Here is a 20,195-nt window from a genome sequence, read left to right on the forward strand (position 1 = left end):
GAACTTTTTGCAGACTTGATGGCTTCCGGTAGCCCGGCTACCCGGGAAGCGGACATTCCCGAGCCGGTAACGCTTTGCGTGCGGTGGGGGGGACGGATACGAAAGAGTCCCGACCACCGAATGACTTCCAAGCCCGCCGTCATCCTCAACGTCAACGACGACGTCGCCAGCCGATACGTGACTTCCCGGGTGCTGGGCCTGGCCGGCTTCCGCGTGGTGGAGGCCGCCACCGGCCGCGAGGCGCTGGCGCTGGCGGATGAGCACACGGACCTGGTCATCCTCGACGTGCGGCTGCCGGACGTCAGCGGGCTGGAGGTGTGCAGACTGCTGAAGATGGCGCCACGCACCCACAATGTGCTGGTGCTGCACCTGTCCGCGCAGGCCGTGGGGCCGGGCGACCGGGCGCAGGGCCTGGAGCACGGCGCGGACGGCTACCTCGTGGCGCCGGTGGACCCGGAGGAGCTGGTCGCCCAGGTGCACGCCCTGCTGCGGCTGCGCCAGGCGGAGCGCGAGGTCCGCGCGCTGTCCCAGGAGGTGGAGCACCAGCGCCGGCTCCTGGAGCTGGCCATCTCCAGCGCCGCGGACCCCATCGTCCTCTATGACGGCGCCGGGCGTGTGCTCTTCGCCAACCAGTCGCTCTACGCGGCGCGCGGCAGCCATGTCGCGCATGGCCCGGGGCTGACGCTGGCGGAGCTGCGCGCGAAGGACCCCGCGCTGGAGCCCTACCTGCGGCTCGTGGAGCAGTCGCTGGGCACGGGCCAGGTGCAGCGCGGCTCCATCTGCCTGTCCTCGGACCGGGGCCCGCGGTACTTCGACTTCGTCATCTCGCCCGCGGTGGGCCCGGGCGGCCGGGTGCTGTCGGTGATGACCTCCCTGCGCGACGTCACCGAGGAGCGCAGCGCGGAGGAGTTCCGCGAGCAGTTCATCGGCATGCTCGGGCACGACTTGCGCAACCCGCTCAACGCCCTGTCCATGTCCGCGCAGCAGCTGCAGCGGCGCGGCGGGCTGGACGAGCGCCAGGCCAACCTCACCGGCCGCATCCTCACCAGCGCGGAGCGGATGGACCGGATGATCCGCCAGCTGCTGGACTTCGCCCGCGCGCGGCTGGGCGGCGGCATCCCCGTGACGCGCGCGCCGTGTGACGTGTTCGACGTGGTGCGCCGCAGCGTGGACGAGCTGCGCGCCAGCCACCCCGGGCGCCTGGTGCAGCTCGAGGTGCTGGGGGACGGCCGGGGTGACTGGGACGCGGACCGGCTGGAGCAGGCCCTGGGCAACCTGCTGGCCAACGCGCTGAAGTACAGCCCCGCGGACAGCCTGGTGACGGTGCAGGCCGAGGGCGGACCGAAGGGCGCGGTGCTGCGCGTGCACAACCTGGGGCCGCCCATCCCCGCCGAGGAGCTGCCGCACGTCTTCAGCGCCTGGCGCCGGGGCCGCAAGTCCCGGCCGGAGGGAGGCTCCGCCGGAGGGCTGGGGCTGGGTCTGTACATCACCTCACAAATCGTCCGGGGCCATGGGGGGGACGTGGAGGTCGCCTCCAGCGCTCCGGGTGGGACGACCTTCACGGTGCGTCTACCCCGGTGATGAGAAGCGGACGGATGCGGTGCGTTGAGCCTCGCGGTCGGATGGAGTTGTTGCCACCTTCCGGTCATGCCGTCCGAGAAGCTCATCTTCGCCCAGTCCGTGGAAGCCCTCTTCGTGCGCGCCCTGGGCCCGCACCTCACCCGTGAAGGCCGCCAGCGCCTGAAGGCGGTGGGCCTGGACCTGTCGGAGCCGCTGCGCCCGCACTACACGGTGGAGCAGTGGCGGGGCTTCCTCCGGGTGGCCGCGCAGGACGCCTACCCCGCGCTGCTTCCGCACGAGGCGCTCTTCGAGCTGGGCGCGCGCTACCTCCAGGGCTTCCGGCAGACGTCCGTGGGCCGGGCCAGCATGGCGCTCGTCACCCACCTGGGCCCGCGCCGCACGCTGGAGCGGGTGCCCTACAACGTCCGCGCCGGCAACAACTTCAACGAGGTGCGCGTGGAGGAGTCCACGCAGGACTCGGCCACGCTGTGGATGAAGGACGTGACGGCGGACAACCCGTACTTCGCCGCCGGCTTCCTCGCGGAGACGCTGCGCTGCGCGGGCGCGGGCCAGGTGAAGGTGGAGCCGATTGCCTTCGACGGCACCGCCGCGACGTTCCGTCTCACCTGGGCGCGCGGTGTGGCCCGGGCTCCGGTCTCCGCGGTGGGCGTGCACGGCTGAAGGCGTCACTCCGCAAGAGCGCCTCACTCCGCCGTCACGAGCGCCAGCGGGGGACGTGACGCGCCACCCGGGCGCGCGCGTGAGCCTCACGCGGCCTGGATGACGCCGTTGGCGCCGGGCTGCCGGTGGGTGAGGTCCGCCAGCACGCCGAGCACGCGGCCGATGCGGCCGTCCTCCGCGCGCGAGCGGGCCCGCAGCGCCTGCCGCCGCACCTGTCCGTCCGCCAGCAGCACGCGGTAGTCCAGCACCACCTCGCCGGGGGCCTCGGCGCAGCGGGCCAGCCGCTCGGCCACGCCCAGCCTGTCTTCCGGGTGGATGCGGGACAAGAATGTGCCCAGCGCCTCCTCCACGGGGAGCTCCGCCTGTCCGAAGAGGGCGGCGGCGTTGCGCTCCCAGTGCAGCGTGCCCTCCGGCAGCCTCAAGTCGAAGAGCGTCAGTGACGCGGCGGACAGCGCCTGGAGCATCCGCGCCTCGTTGCGCCGCAGCGCCTCTTCCATGGCCTTGCGGTCGGTGATGTCGCGGCTGATGCCGAACAGGCCGAACACCGCGCCCGTGTCGTCCTTGAGCACGCCCTTGGTGGACAGCCACACGCGCGGCTTGGGGCCGCGCTGCGCTTCCTCGTAGGTGAAGGTGTGGCGGAAGGCCAGCACCTCGCGGTCATGCGAGGCGGTGTTGCGCGCCTCGTCCGGCCACAGCTCCGCGTCGGTGTGGCCCAGCACCTCGTCCACCGCCTTGCCCATCAGCCGCGCGCCGGCCGGGTTGATGCGCGTGTAGCGGCCCGCCAGGTCCTTCGTGAAGATGGCGTCCGTGCTGCCCTGGAGCACGGCGGTGAAGAGGGCGCTGGTGCGGCGCAGCGAGTCCTCGGTGCGCCGACGCAGGGTGATGTCCGCCACGTAGACCTGGAGTCCGCCCGCCATGGGCACCGCCGTGACGCGGACGTGGAGCTGGGGCGTGGGCAGGCACTCCTCGAACTCCACCGTGCGCCCGGTGCTCATCGCGCGCTGCAGCTGGCGGCGCAGCGTCGACTCGGGCTCCTCCGCGTAGGCGTCCCACAGGACGCGGCCCAGCAATTCGTCCCGGCTCTGGCCGAGGAGCTTCTCCGCGGCGCGGTTGGCGTGGCGCACGCGGAAGCCGCCGTCCAGCGCGAGGAAGGCGTCCGGCATGCACTCCACGTAGGCGCTCATCCGCTCCTCGAAGGCCTCCGCGTCCACGACGAAGCGTGCCTCCTCGGTGATGTCCGCCAGCCACACGGCCAGGCGGCCGTCCTCCAGGCGCACGGCGCGGGCGCGCACCTGTCGCGCCGCCTCGCCCTCGCCGTGGCTGAACGCGTGCTCGGTGCGCTCGCCGGTGGCGAGGGTGGCCGTCCACGGTGCGCGCATGCCCGTCAGCGCGGGCCGGCTCGAGAGGAGCGGCGGGCCCACCAGTCCGGGCCCCAGCAGCGCCTCGGCGGCCGGGTTGGCGTAGTCACAGAGGAAGTCCTCGGGGGCCGCGGCGCTGCCTCCGTGAGGACGGAGGGCAAGGAAGCCATCCGGGTTGAGTGCTTCGAGCGCGTAGCGGCTGGAAGAGGAGTCCATGGGGGTTGGAAAAGAGGTAGCACGCGAGGTGCAACGACTCCCTCGTACCGCCGCGCTGCGTCGCCGCTCATGGGGAGTAGGTGACACCGCCGTCCGCGCACCCGTCCGCGAGGAGACGCGCGTTCAGGGTTTGCCCAATGCATGTCGGGGGCCGTGGCACGCGAATGTGGGGCAGTACGTAGCGCCGGGAGACACTGGCGGCGCGTTGACGCCGGGCTGTACCTGTGTTCAGGCTGCTTCCAGAGAGGTGCGCATGGCCCCGCAAATCAGCCTCGACTTCGCCGCCGAGTGCGCGGCGCATCCCGCGCTGGCGTCGTTCCATCCCGTGGTGCGCCGCTGGTTCGCCGAGCGGCTGGGCGAGCCCACCCGGCCCCAGGTGGAGGGCTGGCCGCTCATCCAGGCCGGCCAGGACGTGCTCATCGCCGCGCCCACGGGCAGCGGCAAGACGCTCACCGCCTTCCTCGCCGCGCTGGACTCCCTCTTCCGCCTCGCGCTGGAGGGCACGCTGCCGGACGCCACGCAGGTGCTCTACGTGTCGCCGCTCAAGGCGCTGGGCAACGACGTGCAGAAGAACCTCCTCCAGCCGCTGGAGGAGCTGCTCACCCGCGCGCGCGGCGAGGGCTACACGCCCCAGGACCTGCGCGTGCAGGTGAGAAGCGGGGACACGCCGGCCTCCGAGCGCGCGCAGATGGTGCGCCGTCCACCGCACATCCTCATCACCACGCCGGAGTCGCTCTACCTCTACCTCACCGCCGAGCGCGCCCGCGCCACGCTGCGCAAGGTGCGCACCGTCATCGTGGACGAAATCCACGCCCTGGCGCGCGACAAGCGGGGCAGCCACTTCGCCCTCTCCATGGAGCGGCTCAAGGCGCTCACGGAGGTGCGGCCGCAGCTCATCGGCCTGTCCGCCACGCAGAAGCCGCTGGACGCCATCTCCGGCTTCCTCACCGGCGCCTCCCACCGCGAGTGCCGGCGCGTGGAGGTGGGCCACATGCGCCCGTGGGATTTGACGCTGGAGATTCCGGACGCGGAGCTGTCCTCGCTGGCCACGCACGAGATGTGGGGCCAGGTCTATGACCGGCTGGTGGAGCTGACGGGGCAGCACCGCACCACGCTCATCTTCGTCAACACGCGGAAGATGGCGGAGCGCGTGGCGCACGATTTGGGCGAGCGGCTGGGGGAGGGCACCGTCGCGGCCCACCACGGCAGCATGTCGCGCGAAATCCGGCTGGCGGCGGAGGAGAAGCTGAAGGCCGGGCAGCTGCGCGCCATGGTGGCCACCGCGTCGCTGGAGTTGGGCATCGACGTGGGCAACGTGGACCTGGTGGTGCAGCTGGGCAGCACGCGCGCCATCTCCGTGCTCCTCCAGCGCGTGGGCCGCGCGGGCCACCACAAGGCCGCCATCTCCAAGGGCATCGTCTTCGCGATGACGCGCGATGAGCTGATGGAGTGCGCCGCGCTCCTCAACGCCGTGCACGAGGGCGACCTGGACGCGGTGCGCATTCCGCAGAAGCCGCTGGACGTGCTGGCGCAGCAGATTGTCGCCGCGTGCGCCTGCGAGGAGTGGGACGAGCGCGCCCTCTTCAGCCTCTTCCAGCGCGCGTACCCCTACCGCGACCTCACGTGGGAGGAGTACCAGGGCGTGCTGGAGGTGCTGGCGGAGGGCATCGCCGCCGCGCGGGGCCGGGCCGGCATCCACCTGCACAGGGACCGCGTCAACCAGCGCCTCAAGGGCCGCAGGGGCGTGCGAATCACGGCGCTCACCAACGGCGGCGCCATCCCGGACACCTTCACCTTCAGCGTCACCGCCGAGCCCGAGGGCAAGGTGGTGGGCACGCTGGACGAGGACTTCGCGGTGGAGTCCTCGCCCGGGGACATCTTCCTCCTGGGCAGCACCGCGTGGCGGATTCAGCGGGTGATGGGCAGCACGGTGGTGGTGGAGGACGCGCGCGGCGCGCCGCCCAACGTGCCCTTCTGGCGCGGCGAGGCCCCGGGCCGCACCGACGAGCTGTCCTCCCAGGTGGGCCGGCTGCGCAAGGAGCTGCTCGAGCGCGAGGACGCGCCGTCCTTCCTGGAGAAGCAGCTGCGCATGCCGCCGCCCGCGGTGGACGCGCTCATGGGCTACCTGCGGCTGGGCCGGAAGATGCTCGACGCGGTGCCCAGCCACACCACGATTGTGGCCGAGCGCTTCTTCGACGAGGCGGGCGGCATGCAGCTCATCATCCACGCGCCCTTCGGCAGCCGCATCAACCGCGCGTGGGGCCTGGCGCTGCGCAAGCGCTTCTGCCGCTCGTTCGACTTCGAGCTGCAGGCGGCGGCCACCGAGGACGGCATCCTCCTGTCGCTGGGCGAGCAGCACTCCTTCCCGCTGGCGGACATCTTCGACTTCCTCCACCCGGACCACGTGGAGGAGGTGCTGGTGCAGGCGGTGCTGCAGGCGCCCATCTTCGGCACGCGCTTCCGCTGGGTGGCCACGCGCGCCCTGGCGCTGCACCGGATGATGGGCGGCAAGCGCGTGGCGCCCAACCTCCAGCGCGCGCGCAGCGAGGATCTGCTCGCCGCCGTCTTCCCCGCGCAGGTGGGCTGCCAGGACAACCACGGGGGCGGCGATATCGAACTGCCGGACCACCCGCTGGTGAAGCAGACGATGGACGACTGCCTGCGCGAGGCAATGGACATCGACGGCCTGCGCGAGGTGCTGCGCCGCATGCGCGACGGCCGCATCAAGCTGGAAGCGCGCGACGTGCCGGAGCCGAGCGTCTTCGCGCACGCGATGATTCACAGCCAGCCGTACACCTTCCTCGACGACGCGCCGGCCGAGGAGCGCCGCGTGCGCAACGTGGCCCTGCGCCGGGCCATGCCCGCCGAGGACGCGGCGGCCTTCGGCGCGCTGGACGCCGCGGCCATCGCGACGGTGGTGGAGGACGCCGCGCCGCCCATGCGCGACGAGGACGAGCTGCACGACGCGCTGTTGCAGCTGATTCTTGTCCACGCGCACGAGGTGCCGCGCGGGCTGGAGGTGCCCCTGTTCAAGCAGGGGCGGGTGGCGTGGCTGGAGCTGCCGGCGGGCCGCTTCCTCGTGTCGGCGGAGCGGGGCAACGCGGTGCGCGCGCTCTTCCCGGACGCGGTGACGCAGCCGCCGCTGCCGGTGCTGGAGTATGACCGGCCCGTGGAGCGCGACGCCGCCATCTTCCAGGTGGTGCGCGGGCGCATGGAGATGCTGGGGCCCACCACCGTCGCGGAGCTGGCCCGGCTCACGGTGCTCTCCGAGGACGAGGTGAACGTCGCCCTGCACGGCCTGGAGTCCCAGGGCTCCGTGCTGCGCGGCCGCTTCCGCGCGCTGGAGTCCCCGCTCGCTCCGGGCGAAGCGCCGCCCCTGGAGTGGTGCGACAGGCGCCTGCTCCAGCGCATCCACCGGATGACGGTGGGGCGGCTGCGCAAGGAAATCGAGCCGCTGAGCGCGCAGGACTTCATGCGCTTCCTCTTCCGGTGGCACCACCTGGAGGACGTGGACGCGCTGCGCGGCTCCACCGGCCTGCTCAAGGCAGTGCGCCTGCTGCAGGGGTATGAGGCGCCCGCCTCCGCGTGGGAGCGCTTCCTGCTGCCCGCGCGCATGCGCGGGTACACGCCGGACATGCTGGAGCGGGCCTGCTACGCGGGCGAGGTGGCCTGGGGCCGGCTGACGATGAAGGACGCGAAGCCGCCGCCGGGCCCTCGCCGGGGCGCACCGGTGGACCCCGAGCCCGCGCCGCCGCCGCGCTCGCGGGCCTCGCCCACGCGCAATGCGCCGCTGACCTTCACCCTGCGCGAGGACCTGGAGTGGATGCTCACCGCCGCGCGCCCGCATGCCGTGCTGGCCGACGGCGACGTGTGGACGCCGCCCGACTTGAGCGTGCCCGCGAAGGACGTGGTGTCGGTGCTGGAGCGCCGGGGCGCGTGTTTCTTCCAGGACCTGGTGTCTCGCGCGCGGCGGCTGCCCGCGGAAATCGAGGACGCGCTGTGGGAGCTGGTGGCGCGCGGGCTGGTGACGGCGGACGCCGTGCAGAACCTGCGCATCCTCCAGAGCCCGGCGCACCGCAAGCGGCAGAAGCTGCTGCAGCGCGGCGGCCCGGGACGCTGGAGCCTGCTGGCCCCGGCCGAGCCGAAGCCGCAGGACGAGGTGATGGACCAGCTGGCGCGGCTGTTCCTCCAGCGCTACGGCATCGTCTGGAGGGATTTGGTCATGCGCGAGGCGCTGGCGCCCACGTGGCGCGAGCTGCTCTTCGTCTACCGGCGCATGGAGGCGCGCGGCGAGGTGCGCGGAGGCCGCTTCGTGGCGGGCTTCGTGGGCGAGCAGTTCGCGCTGCCGGAGGCGGTGGACGTGGCGCGCGGGGTGCGCCGTCAGGCGCCGTCGGGCGTGCGGGTGCAGCTGTCCGGTGTGGATCCGCTCAACCTCACCGGCGTGGTGACGCCGGGGCCCCGCGTGCCCGCGATGCCGGGAAATGTCGTCACGTACGTGGACGGCGTGCCCCGAGGCGTTGACGAGCTGGAGGACGAGGCCGAGGGCAACGTTGGGGAGGACACGGAGGGCGGAAGCGGCGAGGCCATGGCGAGCTGAGAAGCGGCTTACGCCCGTACGGGCGATGCTAGGGTGCCCCCACTGACCGTGTTCCGAGGGGGCTGTCCGCATGCGTCGCCTGCTGTTGCTGGGTCTCCTGTTGCTCACCGCCACCGCCTGCCCGGGCGAGGACGACGACGATGACGATGACGACCGCCCCGACGCGGGCAATCCGAACGCGACGGCCACCGTCCAGGGTGAGCTGACGCCGTTCCGCAGCAATGACGAGTCCTCCGAAGGGGGCGTCTCCCGCGTCGTCCGCTCGCCGCTCAGCAAGGCCGAGCTGACGAAGCTGAAGGCGAAGCTGCGCGGCATGCACCTGCGCAAGGACGGTCCGGTGGTGACGGACCCGGACCTGCCCATCGTCCCGCCGCCGACGGGGGCGCCGCCGCTGGCGCGCGTTCCCCAGGAGGACCCCACCATCCCCGGCGACGTCATCCTGCGCTTCGAGGAGGCGGGCCTGTCGCCCGAGCACGTGCTGGAGGCCGCGAAGCTCCCCGGCTACCGCGTGGCGCACAAGGGCTACGCCAGCGAGTACCTGCACCTGGTGGGCTTCGAGGCGGTGGACGGCCACGCCGTGACGGCGGACGAGACGCGCGGGCTGGTGGCGCAGCTCGCGAAGCTGCCGGGCGTTCGCTACACGGACCGCAACCTCCGCATGTACAAGCTGAAGGTGCCGAACGACAAGGGCTACACCCTCCAGTGGCACTACCCCACCATCAACCTGCCGGCCGCGTGGGACATCGAGTCGGACGCGACGGGCGTCGTGGTGGCGGTCCTCGACACCGGCATCATCCCGCACCCGGACCTGGATGGCCGCAGGCTCCCCGGCTACGACATGATTCAGGACGCGGCCAACGCGGGCGACGCCAACGGCCGTGACGCCAACCCGCTGGACGAGGGCGGTGACGAGCCGAGCGGTGGCTCCTCGTGGCACGGCGCGCATGTGGCGGGCACGGTGGCCGCGCAGGCGAACAACGCCAGCGGTGTGGCGGGCGTGGCGTGGAATGCCCGCATCCTCCCGGTGCGCGTGCTGGGCAAGCAGGGCGGCAACAGCTTCGACATCGCCGCGGCCATGACGTGGGCCACGGGTGGCGACGTGACGGGCGTGCCGCCCAACGACAACCCCGCGAAGGTGGTCAACCTGAGCCTGGGTGGCAGCGCGCCGCCGCAGCAGGTGTACCAGGAGGCCATCAACGCCGGCATCGGGCGCGGCGCCATCTTCGTCATCGCCGCGGGCAATGAGAACGTGGACGCGACCAACAGCACGCCGTGCAACCAGAACAACGTCATCTGCGTGGGCTCCACCGGCTTCTCGGGCCGGCGCAGCAGCTTCTCCAACTACGGGGCGAAGGTGGACTTCATGGCCTCGGGTGGAGAGATGACCGAGGACCTCAACGGCGACGACTACCCGGACGGAGTGCTGTCCACAGCGCGGGACGACAGCAACCAGCCCGCGTACGTCTTCCTGCAAGGCACCAGCATGGCCGCGCCGCACGTGGCGGGCGTGGTGGCATTGATGGCCGCCAGGAGGCCGGGCCTGGATACCACCCTGGCGGAGAGCACGCTGAAGGCCACGGCCACCCCCATTGCCTCGTCGCAGTGCCCGGGCGGGTGTGGCGCGGGCCTCATCAACGCGAGCTCCGCGCTGGCCCGCATCGCGGACCTGAATCCGGCGACGCTGCCGCCGCAGCTCAGCGTCACCACCAGCTCGCTCTTCTTCCGGGGCAGCGGCCTGCAGACGCTCACGGTGAGCAACGTGGGCGGCAACCAGGGCGGTGACCTGACGGTGACGGCCACCGTCACGGGGACGCAGGCCGGCGCGGTGTCGTTCCCCGGCGGCGCGACGGTGCCGGTGCCGGCGTTCGGTTCGTCCACGCTGAACGTGGCGGTGAACACGACGGGGCTGCCGGACGGGGACTACACGGTGACGCTGAACCTCGCGGGCTCCACCCTGTCGGGTCCGGCGGGCTCGGCCACGGTGGCGTTGAAGATCAGCGTCGGGTCCACGCAGGACCTGGACGCCATCGTCGCCTTCGTGTGGCAGGACGTGTCGGGCGAGTGGCAGGCGTCGGAGGAGGCCATCACCTTCGCGCGCGCCGCGAACAACTACGCGTACTCCCTCAAGCTGGTGCCGCGCACGTACTTCTCGCTGGCCACCATCGACGATGACCAGGACGGTGAGATTTTCGAGGAGGGGGAGCGGACCGGCTTCTGGCGCAACCTGGACTCCTTCGAGCCGCTGGAGTTGGAGGACGACGAGACGCTCAGCGACGTGAGCTACGACCTGGTGCCGCTGGCGCCCGTGGAGGACGACCCGGCGCTGGACGTGGGCGGCGCGTGCACGAGCAACGCCGCCTGCCCCGGTGGGGTCTGCCTGACGAACTTCCCCGGCGGGTACTGCACGCAGGACTGCTCCTCCACGGCATGCCCGGCGGGCTCCAAGTGCTACACGGTGAATTCCTCGGGCACGAAGACGTGTCTGGCCACGTGTACGGAGGAGGTGGGCACGGGGCAGGGTGACTGCCGCGCCGACTACCGCTGCTATGGCGACGGGACGGGCGTGGGCGCGTGCCAGCCGAGCTGCCTCGGCACGGGCCTGGGCTGCGCCGGGGGCCTGACGTGCAGGTCGGACGGCTTCTGCCGCTGACGCGTGGGGCTGTAGGAGCTCCCGGTCCACAGGGGCCGGGGCTCGCTGCTCGGGAGTGCAGGGGGCTCAGCTGGCGCGCTGGAGCAGCACCGCGCGGCTGTCCACGTTGAGCACCTGCGTGCCGCCGTGCAGCGTGGCGAGCGGCTCCTCCCAGTGCGCGTGGCCGCACACCACCAGCAGCCCCTCGCGTCTCTCCAGGGCCTCGCGGATGGGAGCGCTGCCGCGCACGCGCATGCCGGGGACATCCGGCCCCGCGTGCAGCACGAGCAGGTCCGGCTCCGCTCGCAGCACCTCACGCAGCAGGCGCAGGTGGTCCTCCTCCTCGCGCCGTCCGGGCTTGTCGGGCCGGCCGATGATGCCGCCCACTCCGCCCACGCGCAGGCCGTCCAATTCCGCCGCCTCTCCATCCAGCAGGTACACGCCGGGCTGCCGCTTGAAGCGCGCCTCGTCGCGAGGACTTCCGAAGGAGTCGTGGTTGCCCGCCACGCCGGCCACCCAGCGGTAGTGCGCGGCGAAGGCATTCCACACCTCGCGCACGTCGCCGGAGGCTCCGCGCACCGTGGCGCTGTCGTCCGAGTACAGGTCGCCCGCGAGCACCACGCCCGTGTGCGCCGGGAGGGGCAACTCCCCCGCTTCGCCCAGTGACGCCAGCGTGTCGGCCAGCACCTCGCCGAGCAGCGCCACGGCGCCATCATGCAGCGCGTGCGGCGCCACGCCTTGCAGGTCCGACAGCACCAGCAGGGCCTCCACGCCTTCGGGCAGCGTGTCCACCGTGCCGCGCAGCAGCGGAAAGTGGCATATCTCCGCCCCGCCGCGCGGTGCGGCGGATTGGTAGGGCCAGGTCTGTGCCGGCACCGTGTCGAGTGTCAGGATTCGCATGCGCCCGAGGGTCGGATGGCCGCCGGCATTCCTGACGGGGCGCACGCCGGGCCGACTGCGCCAACGCAGTCGTCACTCCAGGGCCCTCCGTGCCCCGCTCGGGCCCGCTGGGAGTGCCAACTTCCACCGCCACACGGTGAACCCGAGGTCCTCCTCACGCGTCATCCGTCCACCCACTGTCGTGAGGTACGTACAGGGGTAACAAGGTGGACAGTCGGCGGAAAAACCCGGTTCCCACCGTCTGGGGTTGGCGCCATCTTCCGGGCACTTTGTCATTGCTGCAGCGACTGAAGACGGAGACGCGCCCGCACCACGAGCGCACCGAGGCCGCGGTCCGACTGATGGACCCGGGCCTCACGCCTGGCGATTACCGCCGCCACCTGGAGGCCCTGTACGGCTTCTATGTCCCGCTGGAGGCACAGCTCGCCGCCCGGCTGGCCGACACCGTGCCCGCCCTGCGCCCGCACGAGCGCTGGAAGGTGCCGCTGCTCGAGGAGGACCTGCGCACGCTCGGCCATGACGACGCCTCCCTGGCAGGGCTCCCGCGCTGCGCCCTGCTGCCGTCGCTGCCCGGCGTGCCGGAGGCGCTGGGCTGCTTCTACGTGCTGGAGGGCTCCACGCTGGGAGGCCAGCTCATCCTCCGGCACCTCAAGCGCCACTTCGCGGACGTCCCCGTGGGCGACTTCGCCTTCTTCCAGGCCTACGGCGACGCGGTGGGCCCCATGTGGCGCGCCTTCGGTCAGGCCGTCACGGAGGCCGCGGCCCAGGCAGCCTCGAGCGACTTCGACGCACGCGTGGTGAAGGGCGCCCAGGACACCTTTGACGCCTTCGGGGCGTGGCTGCTGCGGGAGACGGCCCATGCCCCCTCCCGCCCCTGAGCTGGACCTCACCCAATGTGACAGGGAGCCCATCCACCTGCTCGGGGGAGTGCAGCCGCACGGCGTGCTGCTGGCCTTCCGCGAGCCGGACCTCACCGTGGCGGTGGTGAGCGCCAACGTGGAGGCGCTGCTCGGCCTGTCACCCGCCGCGCTGCGGGGCCAGCCCGTCACGCGCGTGCTGGACGCGGACTCGCTGCGGCGCGTGCGCGCCGGCACCGCCTCCGGGCCCGTGCGCGTGAAGGCGGCAGACCGCGCCTGCTCCGCGCTGCTGCACGACAGTGACGGCTTCACGGTGCTGGAGCTGGAGCCCCTCACGGACGAGGGCGCGAGCGCGGACGAGGACGCGCTCGAAGCCGTGCACCGGCTGGTGTCGCCCCTGGCGCTCGCGCGGGGCACGGCCTCGCTCCTCCAGTCCACCGCGGACGCCGTGCGCGCGCTCATCGGCTTCGACCGCGTCATGGTGTACCGCTTCCACGCCGACTGGCACGGCGAGGTGGTGGCCGAGAGCCGCGGCGAGGGCGTGGACAGCTTCATGGGAATGCACTTTCCCGCCAGCGACATCCCCGTCCAGGCCCGCGCCCTCTACACGCGCAACCCGCTGCGCCTCATCGCGGACGCGACGGCGCGCCCGGTGGCGATGGTGCCGCCCACGCTGCCGGACACGCAGCGCCCGCTCGACTTGTCCGGCGCCGCCCTGCGCAGCGTGTCCGAGGTGCACCTGGAGTACCTGCGCAACATGGGCGTGGGCGCGTCCTTCTCCGTGTCGCTGCTGAAGGACGGCGCGCTGTGGGGGCTCATCGCCTGCCACCACCTCTCGCCGCGCCTGGTGTCCGCGGCCCGGCGCCAGGCGTGCGAGGTGCTCGCGCGGCTGCTGACCCTCCAGCTCGGCGCGGAGGAGCGCGGCGCGGAGGCCGCCTCGCGCGCCCGCCGTGCGGGCCTCCAGGGCCAGCTCGTCACCCGCCTGGGCGAGGGCCCCTCGCTGCCCGTCGCGCTGGAGGCGAACGGCGCGCTGCTGCTGGAGCTCACCGGGGCCACCGGCGCGGCGCTGCTGCTCGGCGACGTCCTCGAGCCGGGGGCGCACGCGGACAGGGACGTAGGGGATGCGCCCCTCCTCTTCGGCAAGACGCCCGGCGAGGCCGAGGTGCGGGCCCTGGCCGCGTGGCTCGCGAAGGACTCCGGCATGGGCGCCACCTTCCACACCGAGCGGCTGGGGGCCCATTACGCGCCGCTGGCCGGGAGCGGGGACGTGGCCGCGGGCCTGCTCGCGGTGCGGCTGGACCCCGAGGCCCCGCGCTTCGCCCTCTGGTTCCGCCCGGAAGTCGCTCACACCGTCACCTGGGCCGGCAACCCGCGCAAGCCCGCGGAGCCCGAGCCCGGCCATGCACGGCTGCACCCGCGCGCTTCCTTCGACGCGTGGCGCGAGGAGGTGCGCGGCACGAGCGCTCCGTGGACGGCCGCGGACGTGGAGGCAGCGGAGTCCTTCCGGGGCGCGCTCGCGGGCGTGGTGCTGCGTCACGCGGCGGAGCTGGCCCGCCTGTCGCGCGCCCTGGCCCGCTCCAACGACGAGCTGGAGGCCTTCAGCGGCACCGTGGGGCACGACCTCAAGGAGCCGCTGCGCGGCATCCAGCAGTACACGACCTTCTTCCTGGAGGACCACGCGGCCACGCTGGACGCGGAGGGCCGCGAGCACCTCAAGTCGGTGGGGTGGCTCGCCCGCCGCGCCCAGGCGATGCTGGACGACCTCTTCGAGTTCAGCCGCCTCGGACGCCTGGAGCTGGCCTGGGGCGAGTCGGACATGCAGGAGCTGGTGGACGAGGTGCTCAGCACGCTCAGCGCGCGGCTGGAGGAGGGGCATGTCGCGGTGCGCCTGCCCCGTCGCCTGCCCCACGTTACCTGCGACGCCGTGCGCATCCGGCAGGTGTGGGCCAACCTCATCTCCAACGCGGCCAAGTACCAGGCAGCCGAGCCGCGCTGGGTGGAGCTGGGCTTCTTCGGGCCGGGGGAGTCCCGTCCCGTCACGGCGGACCGCCCGGGGGCGCCCTACGTTTTCTATGTGAGAGACCCGGGCATCGGCATCGCTCCGCAGTTCCACGAGGCCATCTTCGAGATGTTCCGGCGGCTGCACCCCGCGCAGGCGTATGGCGGGGGCTCCGGCGCGGGGCTCGCGATTGCGCGCCGGCTGGTGCGGTTGCACGGCGGCGAGCTGTGGGTGGACTCCGCGCCCGGCCGGGGCGCCACCTTCTACTTCACGCTGGGCCAGGGGCCGGAATGATGGAGCGCAGGCCTCTTCTCCTCGTGGAGGACAGCGACGCGGACGCGGTGGCGCTGGAGCGCATCGCCCGGCGGCTGCCCCTGCCGCTGCCCCTGGTGCGCGTGCGCGACGGGGAGAGCGCGCTGGAATATCTCTACCAGCGCGGTGACTACGCGCAGGCCCTGCGGCCGGCGCTCGTCCTTCTGGACCTGCACATGCCGGGCATGGGCGGCCGCGAGGTGCTGTCCCGCCTCAAGGCGGACCCGGCGCTGCGCTGCATCCCCGTCATCATCTTCTCCAGCTCCCTGGAGAAGCAGGACGTGGAGGGCGCCTACGCGGACGGCGCCAACAGCTACCTCTTCAAGCCGGAGCCCGGCGAGCAGCTGGAGGCCGCCGCGCGCGCGCTCCAGTCCTTCTGGCTCGCCGCGGCGCGGCTGCCGGGCTCGGAGGACTCACCGGCATGAGCCTCCGCGTGCTGATGGTGGACGACAGTCCCTCGGACAGGCTCGCCGTGCGCCGCGCCCTGGAGCGCGACCCGGAAGCGACCTGGCTGCTGGAGTCCGTCACCTCCGCGGAGGAGGCCCTGGCGCGCATCGACGCCGCGCCGCCGGACGTCATCCTGGTGGACTACCACCTGCCGGGCATGACGGGACTGGGCCTGCTGCGCGAGCTGCACGCGCGCCATCCGGGAAGGGCCCCCTCGGTGGTGATGCTCACCGGCAGCGGCAGCGAGCGCGTCGCGGTGGACGCGATGAAGGCGGGCGCGCAGGACTACCTCATCAAGGACGCCTACAGCGCGGACCGCCTTCGCCGCAGCCTCCGGGGCGCGGTGGACACGGTGCGCATGACGCGCGAGCTGGAGGACCGCCGCGTGCGCGCCGAGCGCGCGGAGCGGGCCGCCCAGGAGGCGCTGGCCGTGCGCGACGAGCTGTTCGCCCTGGCCACGCACGACCTCAAGGGGCCCATCCAGATCATCGCCCTCAACGCCCAGGTGCTGCGCCGCCAGTTCCCCGAGGGCACCCTCAAGCCCACGCAGGAGTCGCGGCTGGAGCACATCGTCCGCGCCGCCTACCGCATGGGCGAGCTCATCGACCACTTCCTGGAGGCGACGCGTGGCCAGGAGCAGCCGCTGCGCCGTGAGCCCCTGGATTTGCGCGTGCTGGTGGGCTCCAAGGTGCACGCGCTGGAGGCCTCCGCCCGGCACCGCTTCATCCTGCACGAGGAGGGCGAGGACCTCACCGGCTACTGGGACGCCCGCGCCCTGGAGCGCGTGCTGGAGAACCTGCTGGGCAACGCGGTGAAGTACAGCGCCCCGGGCACCACCGTCACGGTGATGCTGGCCGAGGAGCGGGGCAACCCGTCGAACGGGGTGCGGCTGGAGGTGTCCGACGAGGGCATCGGCATTCCCGCCGAGGACCTGCCCCACGTCTTCGAGCGCTTCCGGCGCGGCCGCAACGTGGCCCGGGACGTCTCCGGCAGCGGCGTGGGGCTGGCCAGCGCGCGCCGCATGGTGGAGCTTCACGGGGGCACCATCCAGGTGGAGAGCCAGGAAGGGCGTGGCACCACCTTCACCGTGCGCCTGCCGCGCGGCATGCCCGAAGGCGCGGAGCGGGGGCAGGGGCCAGAGGCCGACGAGGACTCCTCGTTCTTGCGCTCCCGGTGAGCCGCGCGCCCTACGGCACCGCGGGCACGCCGCCGCGGAGCATGAAGAAGACGACGACGCCCGTCACCGACACGTACACCCAGATGGGTGCCAGCCACCGCGTCACCTTGCGGTGCCGGGTGAACTCCTTGCGCCACGCGAAGTAGAAGGACACCAGCGCCATGGGCACCACCGGCATGGACAGCAGCACGTGGCTCGCCAGGATGGCCAGGTACAGCCCGCGCCAGTCCCCCACGTAGCGCGTGTCACCGTGCACGTAGTGGTAGGCCAGGTAGCACACCAGGAACAGGGACGACGCCGCGAAGGCGGACACCATCAGGTACTGGTGCACCTTCTTCGCCCCGCGCTTCACCGCCACCCACCCGGCGATGAGCAGCGCCGCCGCCGTTGCGTTGAGGCCCGCGTTGACCGCCGGCAGGAAGCGCAGGTCCACGCCCCCCGCGCCCCCGCGCCGCACCAGCAGGAGCCACGCCAGGAAGGACAGCGCGGCCACGGACACCACCGCCGTGAAGGCGAAGAAGTTCCTGTCACTCACGCGAGAGGGAAGGGCGGCGGGGGCGGCGTTCGACATGAGTCCCCTATCTCTCGCGGCGCCCACTCCGTTGCAACCGCCACCGCCTCGCGGGGACCACCTCCTCATACATGTCGCATGAGGAATTGTTGCCCCGTCGTTTGATCTTGAACAGGGAAAGCCAGCATACTCGGAAGCGGTCACCCCCGACCCCCCCTCTCGGAGGTCCCCCTTGGACCGTGTGCGTTGCCTCGCCGCCCTGGCTGGCGCCGCCTTGCTTCTGGCCCTGCCGGCTTCCGCTGAAGAAGCCGTCTGCGCGCCTGTCGCGAAGGTGCCCCTGGAGCGGCACCTCCGGCAGCTGTCGTTGGATCTGCTCGGCCGTCCCCCCACCTACGACGAGTACAAGGCGGCCCAGGCCAAGGGCTCGGTCGACGCGGAGGACATCCGCGCGATGATGGGCAAGGACGAGTTCTACGCCCGCATCCGCAACTACCACCGGGCGCTGCTCCGCTCGAACCTCTCCGCGAGCGTCTTCGACAACGGCAACTCGCGCCTGAGCGGCTCGGGCGCCGCCGACAGCATCCTCGGCTTCAACAACAACAGCTCCGCCGGCCTGCGCGGCGTCAACGGCGCCGGGTGTGACGCCACCGTCGAACAGGACTCCTGCCTCACCGCGACGCAGCCGGACGCGCACGCGGCGCCCCTGCGCGAGAAGGTGCTCAAGTGCCGGGACGACATGGGCGTGCCCATGCCCGTGTCCTTCGACTACGACACCAACTTCTACAAGTGCACGGCGCTGGCCACCGCGACCAGCAACGCGGTGAGCACGTGCGCCGACCTGGCCGCCAACGCCACCTGGAGGAAGTACACGTACTTCTGTGACAGGCGCGGCGCGGCCATGGACTCGTTCCTCTGCCTGCCGGACCCGGGCAAGAGCACCACCGCCGCGCTGACGGTGGAGGTGACGGACGCAAGCGGCCGCATCACCGCCTTCGAGCACCCCAACATCCCCTCCAGGCCCACGCTGACGGACCTCAAGCGCTGCACCCTGGATTTGGAGCTGCGGGACAACGTGAAGGGCAACTACGCCCCGCGCCGCGGCTGCGTCCAGCGCGAGGGCTATGTGATGACCGCCAAGCCGCCGTACTGGGCCACGGCCACCACGCCCGCGTCCGTCAAGGTGTGCGCGGTGGAAGCGCAGGACCGCCCGCACAACCCGTGGACCATGGCCTCGTGCGAGGCGGCGCGCTTCGCCAGCGACCGCAGCTGCGGCTGCGGGGACCGCCTGCGCCGCTGCGAGGTGAATGCCATCAACTCGCAGGGGGTCCGCTCCGTGCACGACATGCGCGTGGCCGCCTTCAACGAGGAGCCGCTGCGCATCGCCGAGTCGGTGGTGAAGCGCGACGAGCCCTACTTCAACATCCTCACCACCCGCCGCTCCTTCGTGAACGGCACCCTGGCCGAGTACTACCGGCAGAAGCAGGGCGTGGGCGTCTTCAGCGTGACGTCCCCCGCGGACACGCAGACCATCCCCGCCATCCCCTACGAGGAGAACGGCGCCTGGGTGGAGTACACGCGCGACGCGCAGCACGCGGGCGTGCTCACCACCCCCGCCTTCCTCTACCGCTTCCCCACCCAGCGCGCGCGGGTGAACGAGTTCTACGAGGCCTTCCTCTGCAAGACGTTCTCCCCGCCGGCGGACGCCTCGCTGCCGCCCCCCGAGGACTCCTGCAACCGGCAGAACAACCTCGCGGTGCGCTGCGGCTGCAACTACTGCCACGCCACGATTGAGCCCACCGGCGCGCACTGGGGCCGCTACGCCGAGCGCGGCGCCCAGTTCCTCACCCCGGACCAGTTCCCCCGCTTCGACCCCAAGTGCCGCGACTGCGCCCTCAACGGCGACACCAACTGCGGCGGCGAGTGCAGCCAGTACGTCATGCAGGCGTACGACGGCGACGGCGCCAACAGCCTGGGCATGCTCAAGACGTACCTGTACCGCACGGCCGACGAGGAGCAGAACATCGAGGCCGGCCCGCAGCTGCTCGTCCAGCGCATGCTGCAGACGGGCGACCTGGAGCGCTGCACGGTGAAGCGCATCTGGAACGAGTTCCTCGGCCGGCCGATGACCACCGAGGAGCAGCGCATGTACCTGACGCCGCTGTCCCAGGACTTCGCGAAGAGCGGCCACAAGCTCAAGTCGCTCATCGAGCGGGTGGTGACGACGGACGCCTACCGGAGGATTGATTGATGCGCCACCTGGTCCTGACCGCCGCGCTGCTCGCGCTGGCCTCCGGCTGCCAGAAGTCGGAGGAGAAGGCCACGCCTCCGCCCCTGGATGGCCAGCTCGAGCCCGTCCCCAATCCCCACCCCGACAACCACTACGAGCCGCTGCCGGACCCCGAGGCCCAGGAGGGCAGCGTGGGCCGCGCCCCGCGCCGGCTCACCGTGTCCCAGCTGGACGCGGCCATCCTCGGCGCGGTGGGCCGCCGCTGGGTGACGGCGGACGGCCGTGACGGCATCGACGTGCGCGCCACGTCGCTGGGCCGCGCGGACTACGCGCTCGTCGCCAGTGAGAACACCGAGCCCAACCTCGTCTTCGCCAAGTTCCTGGAGGACGGTGCGCGCTACGTCTGCCTGGAGCAGTCCAAGGCGGAAATCGCGCAGGCGGACGCCTCGCTGCGCACGCTCAGCCGCACGCTGCCCGGCAAGTGGGACGACCTGCGCAAGCTGACCGACGCCCAGGTGCGCGAGTTCCTCGTCTACAACTCCACGCGCTTCTGGGGCTCGCCGCTGACGGGGGACGAGCTGACGAAGTGGGTGGGCCTCTTCACCCAGGCGGCGACGCGGGTGGAGACGCTCGCGGGCACCACGAAGAAGCGGGACCAGGTCCTGGCGCTCATCTGCATCGCCATGCTGACCGACCCGCGCTTCATCACCTATTGAGCTGGGGA

At 72.2% G+C, this 20,195-nt stretch carries 13 protein-coding genes; 10 read left to right on the top strand and 3 right to left on the bottom strand.

From position 1 onward, the window contains the following. Nucleotides 1-120: 120 nt before the first annotated feature. Entirely contained in the window at nucleotides 121-1,581 is a 1,461-nt protein-coding gene (locus ACX9TP_RS06595) for a hybrid sensor histidine kinase/response regulator (protein WP_482978865.1), read from the top strand. Nucleotides 1,582-1,647: 66 nt separating this feature from the next. Then, the gene (locus ACX9TP_RS06600; RefSeq protein WP_482978866.1) at nucleotides 1,648-2,241 is read left to right on the top strand and encodes a DUF2378 family protein; all 594 of its coding nucleotides are present in this window, start codon (nucleotides 1,648-1,650) and stop codon (nucleotides 2,239-2,241) included. 86 nt (nucleotides 2,242-2,327) lie between these two features. On the opposite strand, the gene ACX9TP_RS06605 is transcribed toward ACX9TP_RS06600, so the two are convergent. Next, nucleotides 2,328-3,815, bottom strand: a complete 1,488-nt coding sequence (locus ACX9TP_RS06605) for a PAS domain-containing protein (protein ID WP_482978867.1) — start codon at nucleotides 3,813-3,815, stop codon at nucleotides 2,328-2,330. Nucleotides 3,816-4,068: 253 nt separating this feature from the next. On the opposite strand from ACX9TP_RS06605, the gene ACX9TP_RS06610 reads away from it, so the two are divergent. Next, nucleotides 4,069-8,412, top strand: coding sequence for a DEAD/DEAH box helicase (locus tag ACX9TP_RS06610; RefSeq protein ID WP_482978868.1), 4,344 nt, complete (start codon nucleotides 4,069-4,071; stop codon nucleotides 8,410-8,412). A 70-nt stretch (nucleotides 8,413-8,482) separates the two neighbouring features. Continuing rightward, nucleotides 8,483-11,062 (top strand): S8 family serine peptidase, encoded by a 2,580-nt coding sequence (locus tag ACX9TP_RS06615; RefSeq protein WP_482978869.1) that lies wholly within the window; start codon nucleotides 8,483-8,485, stop codon nucleotides 11,060-11,062. 66 nt (nucleotides 11,063-11,128) lie between these two features. On the opposite strand, the gene ACX9TP_RS06620 is transcribed toward ACX9TP_RS06615, so the two are convergent. Then, a complete protein-coding gene (locus ACX9TP_RS06620; RefSeq protein WP_482978870.1) occupies nucleotides 11,129-11,941 on the bottom strand; it encodes a metallophosphoesterase family protein in 813 nt (270 codons plus the stop codon). A gap of 275 nt (nucleotides 11,942-12,216) precedes the next feature. On the opposite strand from ACX9TP_RS06620, the gene ACX9TP_RS06625 reads away from it, so the two are divergent. The 4 genes from ACX9TP_RS06625 to ACX9TP_RS06640 are packed head-to-tail and all read left to right on the top strand — an operon-like array spanning nucleotide 12,217 to nucleotide 16,733. Beyond that, entirely contained in the window at nucleotides 12,217-12,819 is a 603-nt protein-coding gene (locus ACX9TP_RS06625; protein ID WP_482978871.1) for a biliverdin-producing heme oxygenase, read from the top strand. After that, nucleotides 12,800-15,091 carry an ATP-binding protein gene (locus tag ACX9TP_RS06630; RefSeq protein ID WP_482978872.1) on the top strand — a complete coding sequence of 764 codons (2,292 nt, stop codon included), beginning with the start codon at nucleotides 12,800-12,802 and terminating at the stop codon, nucleotides 15,089-15,091. The genes ACX9TP_RS06625 and ACX9TP_RS06630 overlap by 20 nt, the downstream gene beginning before the upstream one ends. Continuing rightward, a complete protein-coding gene (locus ACX9TP_RS06635) occupies nucleotides 15,088-15,534 on the top strand; it encodes a response regulator (protein ID WP_482978873.1) in 447 nt (148 codons plus the stop codon). The genes ACX9TP_RS06630 and ACX9TP_RS06635 overlap by 4 nt, the downstream gene beginning before the upstream one ends. Next, on the top strand, nucleotides 15,531-16,733 hold the full coding sequence (locus ACX9TP_RS06640) for a sensor histidine kinase (RefSeq protein WP_482978874.1): 1,203 nt from the start codon (nucleotides 15,531-15,533) through the stop codon (nucleotides 16,731-16,733). Before ACX9TP_RS06635 ends, ACX9TP_RS06640 begins: the two co-directional genes overlap by 4 nt. A gap of 10 nt (nucleotides 16,734-16,743) precedes the next feature. Here ACX9TP_RS06640 and ACX9TP_RS06645 read toward each other — a convergent pair whose 3' ends face one another. Beyond that, complete coding sequence (locus ACX9TP_RS06645) at nucleotides 16,744-17,304, bottom strand: DUF420 domain-containing protein (protein WP_482978875.1); 561 nt, start codon at nucleotides 17,302-17,304, stop codon at nucleotides 16,744-16,746. 172 nt (nucleotides 17,305-17,476) lie between these two features. On the opposite strand from ACX9TP_RS06645, the gene ACX9TP_RS06650 reads away from it, so the two are divergent. Then, nucleotides 17,477-19,492 carry a DUF1585 domain-containing protein gene (locus tag ACX9TP_RS06650; RefSeq protein WP_482978876.1) on the top strand — a complete coding sequence of 672 codons (2,016 nt, stop codon included), beginning with the start codon at nucleotides 17,477-17,479 and terminating at the stop codon, nucleotides 19,490-19,492. Beyond that, nucleotides 19,492-20,187 (top strand): hypothetical protein, encoded by a 696-nt coding sequence (locus ACX9TP_RS06655; protein WP_482978877.1) that lies wholly within the window; start codon nucleotides 19,492-19,494, stop codon nucleotides 20,185-20,187. The genes ACX9TP_RS06650 and ACX9TP_RS06655 overlap by 1 nt, the downstream gene beginning before the upstream one ends. Nucleotides 20,188-20,195: the final 8 nt, after the last annotated feature.

The sequence above is a fragment of the Pyxidicoccus sp. M15 genome, assembly GCF_056858435.1.